The sequence below is a fragment of the Accumulibacter sp. genome (assembly GCF_016789985.1).
GTDB lineage: Bacteria > Pseudomonadota > Gammaproteobacteria > Burkholderiales > Rhodocyclaceae > Accumulibacter.
Genome location: NZ_JAEUOL010000034.1, coordinates 1 through 15,317 on the forward strand (window position 1 = coordinate 1; position 15,317 = coordinate 15,317).

Annotated in this window: 16 protein-coding genes and 1 pseudogene; 13 read left to right on the plus strand and 4 right to left on the minus strand. The window is 62.5% G+C overall.

Annotated elements, in window-relative coordinates; translation table 11 throughout:
- A partial coding sequence (locus JNK99_RS01940; RefSeq protein ID WP_291847838.1) for a branched-chain amino acid ABC transporter ATP-binding protein/permease occupies nucleotides 1–1,360 on the plus strand: 1,360 nt, incomplete at its 5' end.
- Nucleotides 1,357–2,115 (plus strand): ABC transporter ATP-binding protein, encoded by a 759-nt coding sequence (locus JNK99_RS01945; protein WP_291847841.1) that lies wholly within the window; start codon nucleotides 1,357–1,359, stop codon nucleotides 2,113–2,115. The genes JNK99_RS01940 and JNK99_RS01945, both read left to right, overlap by 4 nt.
- A gap of 28 nt (nucleotides 2,116–2,143) precedes the next feature.
- Here JNK99_RS01945 and JNK99_RS01950 read toward each other — a convergent pair whose 3' ends face one another.
- The gene (locus JNK99_RS01950) at nucleotides 2,144–2,611 is read right to left on the minus strand and encodes a hypothetical protein (RefSeq protein ID WP_291847844.1); all 468 of its coding nucleotides are present in this window, start codon (nucleotides 2,609–2,611) and stop codon (nucleotides 2,144–2,146) included.
- A 132-nt stretch (nucleotides 2,612–2,743) separates the two neighbouring features.
- Here JNK99_RS01950 and JNK99_RS01955 point away from each other — a divergent pair, with 132 nt between their 5' ends.
- On the plus strand, nucleotides 2,744–3,736 hold the full coding sequence (locus JNK99_RS01955; RefSeq protein WP_291847847.1) for a LysR family transcriptional regulator: 993 nt from the start codon (nucleotides 2,744–2,746) through the stop codon (nucleotides 3,734–3,736).
- Here the strand turns inward: JNK99_RS01955 and JNK99_RS01960 are convergent.
- From JNK99_RS01960 to ahpC, 3 genes are all read right to left on the minus strand, one after another.
- The gene (locus JNK99_RS01960) at nucleotides 3,733–5,454 is read right to left on the minus strand and encodes a response regulator (protein WP_291847850.1); all 1,722 of its coding nucleotides are present in this window, start codon (nucleotides 5,452–5,454) and stop codon (nucleotides 3,733–3,735) included. The two genes, JNK99_RS01955 and JNK99_RS01960, sit on opposite strands and share 4 nt — an antisense overlap.
- A 147-nt stretch (nucleotides 5,455–5,601) precedes the next feature.
- Nucleotides 5,602–7,161, minus strand: a complete 1,560-nt coding sequence (gene ahpF / locus JNK99_RS01965; RefSeq protein ID WP_291847853.1) for an alkyl hydroperoxide reductase subunit F — start codon at nucleotides 7,159–7,161, stop codon at nucleotides 5,602–5,604.
- Between the two features lie 124 nt (nucleotides 7,162–7,285).
- Nucleotides 7,286–7,849 carry an alkyl hydroperoxide reductase subunit C gene (gene ahpC / locus JNK99_RS01970; protein ID WP_291847856.1) on the minus strand — a complete coding sequence of 188 codons (564 nt, stop codon included), beginning with the start codon at nucleotides 7,847–7,849 and terminating at the stop codon, nucleotides 7,286–7,288.
- Between the two features lie 386 nt (nucleotides 7,850–8,235).
- Between ahpC and mnmG the strand changes: the two genes are divergently transcribed.
- The 10 genes and pseudogenes from mnmG to JNK99_RS02020 all read left to right on the plus strand — a co-directional run.
- Nucleotides 8,236–10,158 (plus strand): tRNA uridine-5-carboxymethylaminomethyl(34) synthesis enzyme MnmG, encoded by a 1,923-nt coding sequence (mnmG, locus tag JNK99_RS01975; RefSeq protein ID WP_291847859.1) that lies wholly within the window; start codon nucleotides 8,236–8,238, stop codon nucleotides 10,156–10,158.
- Nucleotides 10,155–10,820: a 16S rRNA (guanine(527)-N(7))-methyltransferase RsmG gene (gene rsmG, locus JNK99_RS01980; RefSeq protein ID WP_291847863.1), complete on the plus strand. Its 666-nt coding sequence runs from the start codon at nucleotides 10,155–10,157 to the stop codon at nucleotides 10,818–10,820. The genes mnmG and rsmG overlap by 4 nt, the downstream gene beginning before the upstream one ends.
- Nucleotides 10,799–11,608: an AAA family ATPase gene (locus tag JNK99_RS01985; protein ID WP_291847866.1), complete on the plus strand. Its 810-nt coding sequence runs from the start codon at nucleotides 10,799–10,801 to the stop codon at nucleotides 11,606–11,608. The genes rsmG and JNK99_RS01985 overlap by 22 nt, the downstream gene beginning before the upstream one ends.
- A complete protein-coding gene (locus JNK99_RS01990; RefSeq protein WP_291847869.1) occupies nucleotides 11,605–12,444 on the plus strand; it encodes a ParB/RepB/Spo0J family partition protein in 840 nt (279 codons plus the stop codon). The genes JNK99_RS01985 and JNK99_RS01990 overlap by 4 nt, the downstream gene beginning before the upstream one ends.
- Nucleotides 12,445–12,589: 145 nt before the next feature.
- Nucleotides 12,590–12,952 carry an ATP synthase subunit I gene (locus JNK99_RS01995; protein ID WP_291847872.1) on the plus strand — a complete coding sequence of 121 codons (363 nt, stop codon included), beginning with the start codon at nucleotides 12,590–12,592 and terminating at the stop codon, nucleotides 12,950–12,952.
- A 17-nt stretch (nucleotides 12,953–12,969) separates the two neighbouring features.
- Nucleotides 12,970–13,740: a F0F1 ATP synthase subunit A gene (atpB, locus tag JNK99_RS02000; RefSeq protein ID WP_291847875.1), complete on the plus strand. Its 771-nt coding sequence runs from the start codon at nucleotides 12,970–12,972 to the stop codon at nucleotides 13,738–13,740.
- A 96-nt stretch (nucleotides 13,741–13,836) separates the two neighbouring features.
- Nucleotides 13,837–14,094 (plus strand): F0F1 ATP synthase subunit C, encoded by a 258-nt coding sequence (gene atpE / locus JNK99_RS02005; protein ID WP_138677986.1) that lies wholly within the window; start codon nucleotides 13,837–13,839, stop codon nucleotides 14,092–14,094.
- 40 nt (nucleotides 14,095–14,134) lie between these two features.
- The gene (locus JNK99_RS02010; RefSeq protein WP_291847878.1) at nucleotides 14,135–14,605 is read left to right on the plus strand and encodes a F0F1 ATP synthase subunit B; all 471 of its coding nucleotides are present in this window, start codon (nucleotides 14,135–14,137) and stop codon (nucleotides 14,603–14,605) included.
- A 4-nt stretch (nucleotides 14,606–14,609) separates the two neighbouring features.
- Entirely contained in the window at nucleotides 14,610–15,146 is a 537-nt protein-coding gene (locus tag JNK99_RS02015) for a F0F1 ATP synthase subunit delta (protein WP_291847881.1), read from the plus strand.
- A gap of 10 nt (nucleotides 15,147–15,156) precedes the next feature.
- A pseudogene (locus JNK99_RS02020) lies at nucleotides 15,157–15,317 on the plus strand (F0F1 ATP synthase subunit alpha); the annotation flags it as partial.

Sequence of the window (15,317 nt, forward strand, 5' to 3'; positions counted from 1 at the left end):
AATCACCGGCATTCCTCCGCTGCATGTCCTCGACCGCGAAATCAGATCCGGCCGCGAGTTCTTCTACCTGATCTGGGCCGTCCTGCTGGTTCTCATTCTCGCGACGCGCAACCTGCTGGATTCGCGCGAGGGGCGGGCCATACGGGCTCTCAAGGGCGGGTCGGTGATGGCTGAAGCCATGGGGGTTCATACGCCACGTTCGAAGATCGTGGTGTTTACCGTGGCGGCGCTCTACGCAGGTGTCTCGGGCTGGTTGTATGCGCACCTGCAACGCTTCGTCAACCCGACGCCCTTTTCCCTGACCCAGGGCATCGAGTACCTGTTCATGGCGGTGGTGGGTGGTGTTTCGCATGTCTGGGGCGCGATCCTCGGTGCCGGCCTGATCACCGTTCTCAGGCAATGGCTGCAGGACTGGTTGCCGAGATTGCTCGGCGAAAGCGGAAACTTCGAGATGATCGTCTTCGGATTGCTGATGATCCTCGTTCTGCAGCGCGCGCGCGACGGGATCTGGCCGATGCTGCAGCGTTTTTTCCCGCAGCGGGTGGTACGCGCCCGTACCGAAGGCGTGGCAAGCCTGGCGAGACGGCCACGTCCGGAGCCGGGCTCGATTTTGCTCGAGGTGACCGACGCCAGCAAGCATTTTGGCGGTCTCGTGGCAAACGACCGGGTGAGTTTCAGGGTCCGCGCGAGCGAGATCATGGCCCTGATCGGCCCGAATGGTGCCGGCAAGAGCACCCTGTTCAACGGTGTTTCCGGGGTCGACCCCTTGACTTCAGGTAGCGTAAGCTTTCGTGGCGAACGCGTCGAGTCGCTGCCGGCGCGCCACATTGCACGGCTTGGCATGAGCCGGACCTTTCAACACGTGCGTCTCCTGCCGGCGATGAGCGTGATCGAAAACGTTGCCATCGGCGCTCACTTGCGTGGTCGCAAGAGCTTCATCGCGGCTGCCTGCCGGGCTGACCGCGAAGAGGACGCCCGTCTGCTGCACGAAGCCGCAATGCAGATCGAGCGCTGTGGTTTGCACGAGCAGATGTACGAGGCGGCCGGTAGCCTGCCACTCGGCAAGCAGCGGCTGGTCGAGATAGCCCGCGCGCTGGCTGCCGATCCCTGCCTGCTCTTGCTCGACGAGCCGGCCGCCGGTCTGCGCTACCTGGAAAAGCAGGCACTCGCCGACCTTTTGCGCCGCTTGCGTGGTGAAGGAATCGGCATCCTTCTGGTCGAGCATGACATGGATTTCGTGATGGGACTGGCCGACCGAGTGCTCGTCATGGAGTTCGGCCGCAAGCTGGCAGCCGGCCTGCCGGAGGAGATTCAGCGTAATCCCGCCGTGGTCGAGGCCTATCTCGGAGGAGTCGAATGAGCCGACGGGCGGACGCCGACGAGCGGTCCGTGGTGCTCGAAGTGAGCAACCTGTCGGTCAGCTATGGCAAGGTCGAAGCGTTGCACGGGGTGACTTTGCGCGTCCATCGGGGCGAGATCGTTACCGTCATCGGCCCGAACGGTGCCGGCAAGACCACCCTGCTGTCGGCCCTGATCGGACTCCTGCCGATACGCGGTGAGGTGGCCTACCTTGGCGAGCGGCAGCGCGCCGGTCGCAGCGTTGAGCAACTGGTACGCCAGGGAATGACCCTGGTACCCGAGAAACGCGAGCTGTTTGCCGAAATGAGCGTGGCGGACAATCTCCTGCTGGGCGCTTTCGACCGCTATCGCGCCGGCCATCGTGACGAACTGGAAACGATGGATCAGGTATTCGACATCTTCCCGCGCCTGATGGAACGACGCGAGCAGATGGCCGGTACGCTCTCCGGCGGCGAAAGGCAGATGTTGGCCATGGGTCGGGCACTGATGGCCAAGCCCCGGCTGCTGCTGCTCGACGAACCCAGCCTGGGACTGGCGCCGCTGATCATCAGGGAGATCTTCCGCACCGTGGCCCAGTTGAAAAAGACCGGTGTGGCGATCCTGCTGGTCGAGCAGAATGCACGCGCCGCCCTGCAGGTCGCCGACTATGCCTATGTTCTGGAGACTGGCGACCTCTCGCTGCAAGGGCCGAGTGACGAACTGTCCACCGACCGACGGGTGATCGACAGCTACCTCGGCCTGGGCGGACGAAGGTAGCTGCCGCGCAGGCGGCATCGCCGATCGATCAGCAAAGCCATTGCCGGTGACCCTCGCCCAGTGGCGACAGCCGCTGCGCCGGTCGCACTTCGGTGCGCGTCACCTGCTGCAGTTCGAGTCCCCACAGGCTCATTGCCTCGGCGATGACGATCGCCTCGCCGCCGTTCAGGCAGCCGTCGGCATTGACGATGTCGACGATGGCGCCGAGCGCCTGCTGCTGCAGTTCGGGTGAGCGGATATCCTCGAGCAGGTGATCGATCAGTTCACGATCGAGTTCGATCTGCCCGATGTTTGGCGCCTTCGCACACTGCAGCAGGTCGTTGCAGAATTCGTGGATGACCCGATCGAGAGTGGCGGGGGCAATGTGCAGCCGGTCACAGATGCCGTGCCTGGTCAGTGACTCGATTTCGCTGTTGTCAAGCGCACCATCGGCGAGCAGCGCCAGGGCGACGACGCGTGACATGGCTTCAGTACTGTCGGTGGTGTAATGTCGCATGTGTGTTTCTCCTTGTGTCGTTCGGTTCGGTCGTTTGCCGGCCACTCCTGGCTGACGACCGGGACTATGGGGGTGCTGCCGAATAAAGTCCAATGAGATATAATCAACTGACCCATTTGTTGAAGCTTATATATGCCGCGGCGCAGGATCACTTTTCGACAACTCGAAACCTTTGCTGCGGTTGTCCGCCATCGAAGCTTTTCCAAGGCAGCCGAAGCCCTGCATTTGACTCAGCCGGCGGTTTCGCTGCAGATCAGGCAGATAGTTGACTTGCTTGATCTGCCGCTCTTCGAGCAGCGAGGTCGCGAGCTGGCCTTGACCGAGGCGGGGGAGGAAATGCTGAAGACGTCGAGTGCCTTGGACGACGTCTGGACAAGCTTCGAGGCAGCCATCGCCGATCTGAAAGGTCTGAAGCGTGGCCGGCTGCGCGTCGCACTGGTGACAACTGCCAAGTACTTTCTGCCGCGCATGCTGGGGGATTTCTGTCGCCGCTATCCCGAGATCCTGGTTGAACTGGAGGTGGCCGATCGCGAGCATGTGCTTGCCCGCATGCGTACCAACACCGACGATCTCTACATCATGCTCTACCCGCCGGAAGACTTGGAGGTCACCACCCATCCCCTGCTTGACAACGAGTTGGTGGTGATCGCTCCGGAAGACCATTGGGCGGCTGGGCGCCAAATCGAGCTTGCTGCGCTGAGCAGCGAGCGCTTCATTCTGCGCGAACCAGGTTCCGGTTCGCGCCGGACGGTTGACCGCCACCTCGCGCGGGTGGGCGTCAAGCTCGACATCAAGCTGACGGTGAGCAGCAACGAAGCGATCCGCGAGTTGGTGGCCAGCGGGGTTGGCCTGGCGGTGTTGTCGCGCCAGGCCCTGCTGGCCGATCCGGCGCAGCAGGGCCTGTGCATTCTGGAGGTTGCCGGTTTCCCGTTGCGCCAACCGTGGCTGGTGGTACACCTGCGGTCGAAGCTGCTGTCTCTACCGGCGAAGGCGTTTCTCACCGAACTGCAACAATGGGTAGCGGCGCAGCCGCCTGACGACGTGGCCAAGGCGCCCCCTCGCGCAACGATCAAGCGGTGCGCACCCGACCGGCCGGAGGCCGGGCACGCCGCGCGTCAGGTCTAGCTCGCGGGTTTTTCGTCGACTCGCTGCGCGGCGGCGAGTGGTACCACTGCAATCCCGTATTTGCGCGCGACGCGCTGGTAGAGTTCGCGGGCCGAAATGATCCTGGGGTTGCGCAGGTCCTTGGCCTGCGCCAGTTGAAGGAAGCGCAGGCCTTGTCTGGCGAGGGCGGCGTCCCAACCCTTGAGTTCGAGCAGGGTGAAGATGGCTTTTGCCGCATTGACCAGAAACCGAAGGTTGGGGACCCTTTCCGCGGCTTCCATGAGCAATTTGACCGATCCCTCGACATCGCCTTTGCGTGCGGCGAGAACACCGCGATTGTTGAGGTCGACGATTTCCTTTCCGACTTCAGCCAGCAGCGCCTGGCCGTCCTCGATCTTGCCTGCCTTGGCGTAGAGGCTCTCGATCCGGGCGATCGTGTTGCGATCTTCGTGGTTCTCGGCGGCTACCTGGCGGAGAATTGCCCTGGCCGGTTCTTCCTTGCCGGTTGCCAGGCAAGCCTGCGCCAGATCGAGTGTCAACTGCTGAGAGATCCGCGAGCTTCGTCCGGACTCTGTCAGCGTCGCGCTCAGCGCCAGAGCCTTTTCCACGGCTTCCTGTGCCTTCGCCGGGTTGCCGTCCCTGTCGGAACATAGGCTCTCCATGACCAGCGCCGCCATTTCTCCCGGCTTGCTGCCCCGCCAGTCGCGCCGCAGTTCTTCGGCCACCTTGCGCGCCCCATCAATCTGGCCCTGTTCGAGCATGACGCGCGACAGGTTGGTGTAGTCGTCTATGCTGCTCAGTGTCGAGCCGCGTCGACGGTCGAGTACCCTCCCGTAAGCCCTCTCGGCGGTTCGCAGGTCGTTGTTGCGCACCGCCAGGTCACCCACCAGTCGTTGCCTTGCCGCGTTCTTGGGCGATTTCGCCGCGGCTCGCAGCAGGACTTCCTGCGCGTCATCGAGTTTGCCCATTTCTTCGCGGACCTCGGCAAGGAAGTCGTAAGCTGCAGTGAACTCGGGGAAATCCTCCACCAGAGATTGTCCCAGTGCTGCCGCTTCGCCGAGCTGCTGCTGACTGCGAAAGGCGATCGCCAGCCCCATGCGGGCCCAGGGTACGACGCGCTGGGCCAGGACCTGCTCATACACTGCCTGCGCTTCGCCGTGGCGTCCCAGGACGTTCAGAATCTCGCCCTTGTAGCGCAGGAGGTCGAACAGAAATCCGCTCTCCTGTGCCAGCAGGCGGTCGCAGGCAAGCAGAGCCAGCGCATAGGCACCATTGTCCAGTTGCTCGTAGATCGGAGCAAAAAATTGCTTCCTGTATACCGCCCGAACCAGCCTGTTCCGGAGCTCGTCGCTCGTGAACGGCTTGATGAGGTAGTCGTCCGGTGCCAGTTCGGCCACCGACACAACACTATGGTAAGTTCGTTCGCTGGTGACGATGATGAAAACGGTGGCCAGTGGTACCAGATGCTGTTGACGCAGCTCATCCAGCAACTGCTGACCATCCCTTCCGTCCTCGAGCTGGTAGTCGGAGAGAATGATGTCGAAGCTGTGCGCCTTGACCTGCCGCAGGACTTCCGCAGAGCTGCCGGCGTTGTGTACCGAGGTCACGCCGATCGATGAGAGCATCAGGCGCAGCGAGCTGCGGGCATTCGGATATCGATCAATCAGCAGGGCGCGTTTGCGCTTGAACTCGTCGCCGAGTTTGTACAGCAGATCAGTGGTCGTGTCGGGTGGTTTCACGCCATCCACCTTACCGGACGTTCCCGGCCCCAGCAAGCGTTCACCGGCCGCTCCCAGGGGACGCCGCCATAAATCACCCAGCCAGGGCACCAGCCGAGTTGGCGTGCCGGGGTCCGGCCGCCTGCTGTCAGCCAGTCGGGGAGCACCTCAGGAGACCGGGCTGCGAATCAGGTAATCGAAGGCACTGAGTGCCGCCTTTGATCCCTCGCCCATGGCGATGACGATCTGCTTGTAGGGCACGGTGGTCACGTCGCCTGCTGCGAATACACCGGGTAGCGAGGTTTCGGTGCGCGCGTCGACTTCGATCTCGCCGCGCGGCGAGAGGGCCAGCGTTCCCTTGAGCCAGTCACTGTTGGGCAGCAGCCCGATCTGCACGAATACCCCTTCGAGTTCGATACGGTGACTCTCGCCGCTGGCACGGTCGGTGTAGACGAGGCCGTTGACCTTCTTGCCGTCACCCGTCACTTCGGTGGTCAGCGCCGAGGTGATCACCACGACGTTGGGCAGGCTGTAGAGCTTCTTCTGCAGCACCGCGTCGGCACGCAGGACCTGTTCGAACTCGAACAGCGTGACATGGCCGACCACCCCGGCGAGGTCGATCGCCGCCTCGACTCCCGAGTTGCCGCCACCAATGACCGCCACCCGTTTGCCCTTGAACAGCGGCCCGTCGCAATGTGGGCAATAGGCCACACCATGGCCGCGATACGCTTTTTCGCCGGGGACGTTCATCTCGCGCCAGCGTGCCCCGGTAGCGATGATCACCGTCTTGCCGCGTAGCGTCGCGCCGCTGGCCAGTCGGACCTCGTTCAGCCCGTTTTCGCCGGCCGGCAGCAGTGCTTCGGCACGCTGCAGGTTCATGATGTCCACTTCGTACTCCCTGACGTGCTGTTCGAGTCCGGCAGCAAGTTTCGGGCCGTCGGTCTCCTTGACCGAAATGAAGTTCTCGATCGCCAGAGTATCAAGCACCTGTCCGCCGAAACGTTCGCTCACCACAGCGGTGCGAATGCCCTTGCGTGCGGCGTAGATGGCGGCGGCGGCGCCGGCCGGACCACCACCGACGATCAGCACGTCGAAGGGTTCGCGTGCCGCGATCTTGTCGGCTTCGCGCTGCGCGGCTCCGCCATCGATCCTGGCGATGATCTCCTCGAGCGTCATGCGGCCCTGCCCGAAATGCTCGCCATTCAAGAGAACCGTCGGTACCCCCATGATCTGGCGCTCCGTGACCTCGTCCTGGTAGAGAGCGCCGTCGACCATCTGGTGGCTGATGCCGGGATTGAGCACCGACATCAGGTTGAGCGCCTGGACGACGTCGGGGCAGTTGTGACAGGACAGCGAAATGAACGTCTCGAAGTGAAACTTTCCCGAGATGGCGCGGATTTCGTTCAGTACGCTGGCTTCCGTCTTGGGCGGATGGCCGCCGGTCTGCAGCAGCGCGAGGATCAGCGAGGTGAACTCGTGCCCCATCGGGATGCCGGCGAAGCTGATGCGCGCCGTTTCGCCAGGGCGTCCCACCGAAAACGAGGGCTTGCGGGCGGCGTCGCCACCCTGCCTGAGGCCGACCTTGTCGGACAGTGCGGCGATGTCCTGCAGCAGGGCGAGCATGTCCTGCGCTCGGTCGCTGTTGTCGAGCGATGCGACCAGTTCGATCGGCTGCTGGATCTTCTCGAGGTAGGTTTTCAGTTGAGTCTTGATGTTCGCGTCGAGCACGGCTCTTTCTCCATTGACGAGTTGCATTGAAAAAGGGCCGCCAAGCAGTGCTTTGCGGCCCCTTTGCACTGAGACCCGGGAGCGCGCTGCCGAAGAACCCGTGGGCAGCGCGCCCGGTTTCCCGCTAGATCTTGCCGACCAGATCGAGCGACGGGGCGAGGGTGGCGTCACCCGGCGTCCATTTGGCCGGGCAGACTTCGCCCGGGTGGCTGGCCACGTACTGGGCCGCCTGCACCTTGCGCAGCAGCTCCTTGGCGTCACGACCGATACCGAGGTCGTGGATTTCGCAGACCTTGATGACGCCCTCCGGGTTGATCACGAAGGTGCCGCGCAGCGCCAGGCCCTCTTCCTCGATCATCACGTCGAAGTTGCGCGTGATCGTGCCGGTGGGGTCGCCGATCATCGGATAGCGGATTTTCTTGATCGTGTCGGAAGCGTCGTGCCACGCTTTGTGGGTGAAATGCGTGTCGGTGGATACCGCGTAGACCTCGACGCCGATCTTCTGGAACGAATCGTATTCGTCGGCCAAGTCACCGAGTTCGGTCGGACAGACGAAGGTGAAGTCGGCTGGATAGAAGACGACGACGGACCATTTTCCCTTGAGGTCGGCGTCGGATACGGGACCAAACTTGCCATTGTGAAACGCAGTGGCCTTGAATGGCTTGATTTCGGTGTTGATCAGGGACATCGTGAGCTCTCCTTCGAGTTCGGTGAATGAAAAGAAGCGACGGGCGAATGGTAGTAGACCCGTCAGGATTGTTCCAATTGATTCTGATAATTCGTGTCATAGCCAACGACTATGAGGTTTCTGCCCCACCCAGCCGATCTGCGCTTCCGTTTTCGCTTGTCCATTCGTTGGCTTCTCGCTGGCAGTCCGCCTAGCGATCCACAATGAATTCTATCTCCAGTTGCGCCGCATGCGCGTGGCGAAACAGCCGGGCGACCGCCGGCAGGTGCCGGCGAAACATTCCTGCGGCCCGCCAGCACCTGCGGAAACCTGTTATGTTTCAGCGAACTGGCGTAGAATTCCGCGCTTTTGCCGCCTTCCTTCCGGTGCCGAGGTCCACACAGTCCATGCTTTTCCCCGACCGTTTTGAGGTCATCGTCGTCGGTGGCGGTCACGCCGGCACCGAGGCGGCGCTCGCCGCCGCGCGCATGGGCGCCAGGACGCTGCTGCTCACTCACAACCTGGAAACGCTGGGTGCAATGAGCTGCAATCCGTCGATCGGCGGCATTGGCAAGGGACACCTGGTCAAGGAGGTCGATGCCCTGGGTGGGGCGATGGCCGAGGCGACCGACGAAGCCGGTATCCAGTTCCGCATCCTCAACTCCAGCAAGGGTCCCGCGGTGCGCGCAACGCGCGCGCAGGCCGACCGCGTGCTCTATCGACAGGCGATTCGCCGCCGGCTCGAGAATCAGCCGGGTCTGACGATCTTTGCTCAGGCCTGTGACGACCTGATCGTCGAGGGCGATCGGGTGGCCGGCGTGGTTACCCAGCTCGGCATCCGTTTTGCCGCCCGCGCCGTGGTATTGACCACCGGTACCTTCCTCAACGGTCTGATCCACGTCGGTCTGGCGAATTACACCGGCGGTCGCATGGGTGACCCGCCCTCCGCCTCTTTGGCAGCGCGTCTGCGTGAACTGCAGCTACCGGTCGGCCGTCTGAAAACCGGCACCCCGCCGCGGCTGGATGGCCGGACGATCGACTTCTCGGTGATGGCCGAGCAGCATTCCGACGATCCCTTGCCGGTCTTCTCGTTTCTTGGCGCGGCGAGTCGGCATCCGGCGCAGCTACCGTGCTGGATCACCAGCACCAATACGCGGACGCACGCCATCATTCGCGACAACCTCGATCGCTCGCCGATGTACACCGGGGTCATCGAGGGTGTCGGACCGCGCTACTGTCCGTCCATCGAAGACAAGATCCATCGTTTCGCGAGCAAGGACAGTCACAACATCTTTCTCGAACCGGAAGGTCTGGAGACGCACGAGATCTACCCGAACGGGATCTCGACCAGCCTGCCTTTCGACGTGCAACTGGCCATCGTTCGTTCGATCCGCGGGCTAGAGCACTGCCATATCCTGCGCCCCGGGTACGCCATCGAATACGATTACTTCGATCCGCGACGCCTGCACGCCTCGCTGGAGACCGGTGCCATCCGCGGGCTCTTCTTGGCTGGCCAGATCAATGGCACCACGGGGTACGAGGAGGCCGCAGCGCAGGGTCTGCTGGCGGGTGCCAACGCCGCACTGCAGGTCCAGGAGAAAGCGGCGTGGACGCCACGCCGCGACGAGGCCTATCTCGGAGTGCTGGCCGACGACCTGATCACTCGCGGCGTGTCGGAGCCTTACCGCATGTTCACCAGCCGCGCCGAGTACCGCCTGTCATTGCGCGAGGACAACGCGGACCTTCGCCTGACCGAGACGGGGCGCCGTCTCGGACTGGTGGACGACCATCGCTGGGCGGCCTTCTGTGCCAAGCGAGAGGCAATCGCCCGCGAACAGGAGCGCTTGAAGTCCACCTGGGTTCATCCGCTGCAGCTGGCCGATGATGAGGCTCTGCGTGTCCTCGGCCAGCCGCTGGAGCGCGACTCCACCCTGCACGATCTGTTGCGACGGCCGGCTGTCAGCTATTCTGCCTTGTTGAGCTTGCCCCTCGGCGAGGCTTCGAGCGAGGCCGGCGTGAGTGATCCGCGGGTCATCGAGCAGGTCGAGATTCAGGCCAAGTATCAGGGTTACATCGAACGGCAACAGGACGAGGTGACCAGGAACCTGGCCAGCGAAGAGTTGCGCTTTCCGGAGGATTTCGATTTCTGCCAGGTTGGCGGTTTGTCTCGCGAGGTGCGCGACAAACTCACCCTGCACCGGCCACAGACCATTGGCCAGGCATCGCGCATCCAGGGAGTGACACCGGCGGCCATCTCGATCCTGCTGGTCAGTCTGAAACGCGGGCAGCGTGACACGCAGAACCAGCGCGCTGCAGGCTGTGACGGATGAGCCCCGGCGAGCAGCTGGTGCGGGGTGCCGCCATCCTCGGCCTCGACCTGTCGCTGGCGGTGCAGCAGAAGCTGCTGGCCTACGCTGCCCTGCTCGACAAGTGGAACCGCACCTATCGACTGACCGCGGTGAGCGAACGCGCGCGGGCGGTCAGTCACCACCTGCTCGATTCGCTGACCGTCCTGCCGTTCGTCGAGGGGACGACGCTGCTCGACGTGGGGAGCGGCGGTGGCATGCCGGGAATCCCCCTGGCGATTGCCCGGCCGGAGCTGCAGGTCGTGCTCCTCGACAGCAACTCGAAGAAGGCAGCATTCCTGCGACAGGTGGCAATTGAGCTGGGTCTGTCCAATATTGCCGTACACTGTGGGCGCGTCGAAGCCTACAGGCCGCCAGCCGGGTTCGCCGTGATCACCGCGCGGGCCTTCTCCGACCTTGCCCTGCTGGTCGAACTGTCGCGCCACCTGCTGCAGGACAATGGCCGTTGGCTGGCGATGAAAGGGCTGCGGCCGGACGACGAGATCGCCGGTCTGCCGGCTGATGTGTGGCTGGCCGGGGTGCACCGTCTGGCGGTGCCGGGTATCACCGGCGAGCGGCACCTGGTGGTGATGAGTCGCGATGCGGTATCTGGGGGAGGGTCGTCTTGGCAAGCATACTCGCGGTAACCAATCAGAAGGGGGGCGTCGGCAAGACGACGACCGCCGTCAATCTCGCAGCCTGCCTGGCCGAGATGGGTCAGCGCGTGCTGCTGGTCGATCTTGATCCGCAGGGCAACGCGACCACCGGTTGCGGGATCGTCAAGCGCGAGGCGATGCCGACCGTTTACCAGGTCCTGATCGGTCGTTCAACGCTGGCGGACACGCGGCTGACCACTGATTTCGGTTTTGATCTGCTGCCGGCCAATCGTGAACTGGCGGGCGCCGAGATCGATCTGATCGATCTCGGACAGCGCGAGTACCGCTTGCGCGAGGCGTTGAGCGATATCCGCGGGGCTTACCATTTCATCCTGATGGATTGCCCGCCGGCGCTCAACATGCTGACCGTGAATGGTCTGGTCGCCGCCGACCGGGTGATGATCCCCATGCAATGCGAGTACTACGCACTGGAAGGTCTGACCGACCTCGTGGCGACCCTGAAGAAAGTGCGCGCCCATCTCAACCCCGTGCTCGAGATCGAGGGATTGCTGCGCACCATGTTCGACCCACGTTCGACCTTGACGCAACAGGTGTCGCGGGATCTTGAGGGCCACTTCGGTGCCAAGGTTTACCGGACGATCATCCCGCGCAATGTCCGTCTGGCCGAAGCTCCGTCGTACGGCAAGCCGGTCATCGCTTTCGACCGTAGCTCCAAGGGTGCACAGGCCTATCTGGCGCTGGCGCACGAAACGCTGGAACGACGCCAGGGCAAGCAAGGCGCCGGCAGGGACGGCACCATCGCCGGAGCGCGGGCATGAAACTGAAGGGACTGGGACGCGGCCTCGATGCGCTGCTGGCCGGCAATGACGCGCAAGGCCGGGAGCAGCAGCGCACCCTGCCGGTCGGCAGCATCCAGCCGGGCAAGTACCAGCCGCGGACGCGCATGGACCCGGCGTCGCTTGAAGAGCTGGCCGCGTCGATCAGGGTGCAGGGCCTGATGCAACCCATCCTGGTCCGCCCTATCGGCGACGAGCGCTTCGAGATCATTGCCGGCGAACGGCGCTGGCGCGCCGCGCAGATGGCCGGCCTAGGCGAGGTGTCCACCCTGATCCGGGAGATTCCGGATGAGGCGGCACTGGCCATGGCGCTGATCGAGAACATTCAGCGCGAAAACCTCAACCCGCTCGAGGAGGCGCTCGGTCTGCAGCGACTGATCGACGAGTTTGCGATGACCCATCAGCAGGCTGCCGATGCCGTTGGACGATCGCGGCCGGCGGCGTCGAATCTGTTGCGTCTGCTGCAACTGGCGACACCGGCGCAGGAATTGTTGATGCGTGGTGACATCGACATGGGGCATGCACGGGCCCTGTTGCCGCTGGCTGGGGCCTTGCAGGTACAACTGGCGCAGCGGGTGGTGTCGAAAGGGCTTTCGGTGCGCGAGACGGAGCGCCTGGTGCAGTATGCCCTCAGACCGCCCAAGGAGGCCACGCCGGCACGACCGGATCGTGACCTGCTGCGATTGCAGGAGGAACTTGCCGATCTGCTCGGTGCGCAGGTGGCGATTCGCACCAACAAGCGTGGTGCTGGCAAGGTACTGATCGACTTCGGAGACCTTGACCAGCTCGACGGCATCCTGCAGCGTCTGCGCAATTGATGCGGCGCATCATAGTGGTCGGCCGGGAGCCCGCCAGGCAGGTCTGCAAGGCACGTTTTGCAAGGGAATCCAAACTTTTTTGCACTTGCGGTTTGATTCCTCTATGCGAGTCTGGTATCCTGCCAACGTTTTGGAGGAGCTAGCCATGCATCCTCAGGTTCGCTGGCTTTTCCGCTGTCAGTTGGTGGTGACTCTGGCGGCGGGTTTGCTGTCCGGGCTTGTAGGCGGGTTTCACGCGGCAGTTTCTGCTGTGATCGGTGGTGGTATTGCCATGGCAAGCGCATCGGCCTATGCGATGCGGGCCTTGCGGCCAAACGGGGCGGCGACTGCCGACGCGAAGAGGGCATTCAATGCCCAGGTGGCTGGTGAAGGGTACAAGTTTGCAGTAACCCTTCTGCTGTTTGCCTTGGTGTTCAAGACCTACGCACAGCTTGCCGCCTTGCCGCTCTTCCTGGCCTATGCTGCAACGATTGTTGTTTATTGGATGGCGCTGCTCCGGCAGCAATAGTCGAACAGGGGGAATATATGGCTTCGGGCGAACCGCTAACGGCGAGTGGTTACATTGTCCATCACCTGACCAACCTGACGGTGGGTCACGGCTTCTGGACCCTTCACCTCGACTCCCTGATCATCTCCGGTCTGCTCGGTCTGTTCGCCTTTCTTGGCATGGCCAAGCTCGCCAGCAAGGCCACTTCGGGTGTGCCGGGCAAGATGCAGGCCTTCGTCGAAATGCTCATATCCTTCATCGATCAGCAGGTCAAGGATACTTACCATGGCAAGAGTCCCTTGGTGACGCCGCTGGCCATAACGATTTTCGTCTGGGTCCTGCTGATGAACACCATGGACCTGATCCCGGTCGATTTCGTGCCGATGCTCCTCGGTGCGGCGGGTGTCCATTACTTCAAGGTGGTCCCGACGACCGATCCGAACCTGACCTTCGGCATGTCGCTGACCGTATTCACCATCATGATCGTCATGGGCTTCAAGGTGAAGGGATTCGGGGGCTTCATGCATGAAGTGTTCACTGTTCCCTTTGGTGCGAAAATGGCGCCGGTCAACCTGCTTTTCCGTCTGATCGAGGACATCGCCAAGCCGATTTCTCTTTCCCTGCGTCTGTTCGGCAACATGTATGCCGGCGAGATGGTGTTCATCCTCATCGCGCTGCTCGGCCTGTGGCAGTTGCCGCTGGCTCTGCCCTGGGCGTTGTTCCACATCCTGATCATCACCCTGCAGGCCTTCGTCTTCATGATGCTGACCATTGTGTACCTGTCGATGGCCAGCGAGTCGCACGGCTAGACGTCCCTGCCCCTATCTGGTCGCGAGTTTGATTCACGTTGTCCTTGTTTAACCCATTTAGCATGTCTTACTAGGAGAAACTCAATGGAAGCCGCTCTGTCAATGTTGCTTGGTAACACCGCCATCGCCGTCGCCATCCTGATCGGTGCGGGTGCTCTCGGGACCGCCATCGGATTTGGTTTGCTCGGTGGCCGCTTCCTTGAAGGTGCTGCTCGTCAGCCGGAAATGATCCCGACCCTCCAGGTCAAGATGTTCATCGTTGCTGGTCTGCTCGACGCGGTCACCATGATCGGTGTCGGTATCGCACTGTTCATGCTGTTTGCGAACCCCTTCATCGCCGTCGTCAAGGGCTGATCGCTTCTCCTTGCGGACTAACTCTTGACAGGAGGTTAGCGTGAACATCAACGCAACGCTGATTGGCGAAGCGATCTGGTTCGGCGTCTTCATCTGGATCACCATGAAGTACGTCTGGCCGCCGCTGGCCAAAGCCATGGCAGATCGCCAAAAACTGATTGCCGACGGGCTTGCCGCCGGCGAGCGCGGCAAGCACGAGCTGGAATTGGCCGGCAAGCGTTCCGCCGATGCCCTGCGCGATGCCAAGGCGAAGGCTGCCGAGATTCTGGCTGCAGCAGAGAAACGCGGCGTACAGATGGTCGAAGAGGCGAAAGTCGCAGCCAAGGTGGAGGCCGACAAGGTGGTTGCCGCGGCAAAGGCCGAGATCGCACAGCAGGTGGAGCAGGCGAGAGCCGAGCTGCGTGGTCGGGTCGCCGAGCTGGCGGTTGCTGGCGCCGAACAAATCCTCAAGCGCGAGGTCGACGCCAAGGCCCATGCCGAGATGCTGGTCGCGCTCAAGCAGGAACTCTAGAACCATGGCCGAACTCGTTACCATCGCGCGCCCATACGCCGAGGCGGTCTTCCGCATTGCGCTGGAAGACAAGGCGCTGGCGGCTTGGTCCGAGCGGTTGTCGCTGCTTTCTGCAATTGCCACGGATGAGCAGATGCGTGCCTGCATCGGCAATCCCGAACTGTCAGCCACACAGAAGAGTGGACTCTTCAAGTCGCTGGTTGGCAAGGCACTGGAAGCCAGCGAGGCCAATCTGATCGAGGTCCTCGCCAGCAATGAGCGGCTTGCCGCCTTGCCAGAAATCGCTGGTCTCTTCGAAAGCCTGCGTGCTGCCCAGGAAGGTGTCAAGGAAGCCACGATCTACAGCGCCTTTCCTCTCGACGAGCAGCAGCGCAAGGCGCTGATCGAAGATCTGGAAGCGCGCTTCAAGACCCGGCTGACTGCCGAAGTGGTCGTCGATCAATCGCTGATCGGCGGCGTCAAGATTGTGGTTGGCGACCAGGTTCTCGATACCTCCGTGAGCGGAAAACTCGAGAGCCTGCGGTTGGCGCTCAAGAACTAGGAGAATTTCCATGCAGTTGAATCCTTCCGAAATCAGCGAACTGATCAAGAGCAAGATCGAGAATCTTGCGATCAGCGCCGATCTGCGCACCCAGGGCACCGTCGTTTCGGTGACCGATGGCATCTGCCGTGTCTACGGCCTGACCGACGTCATGCAGGGAGAGATGCTCGA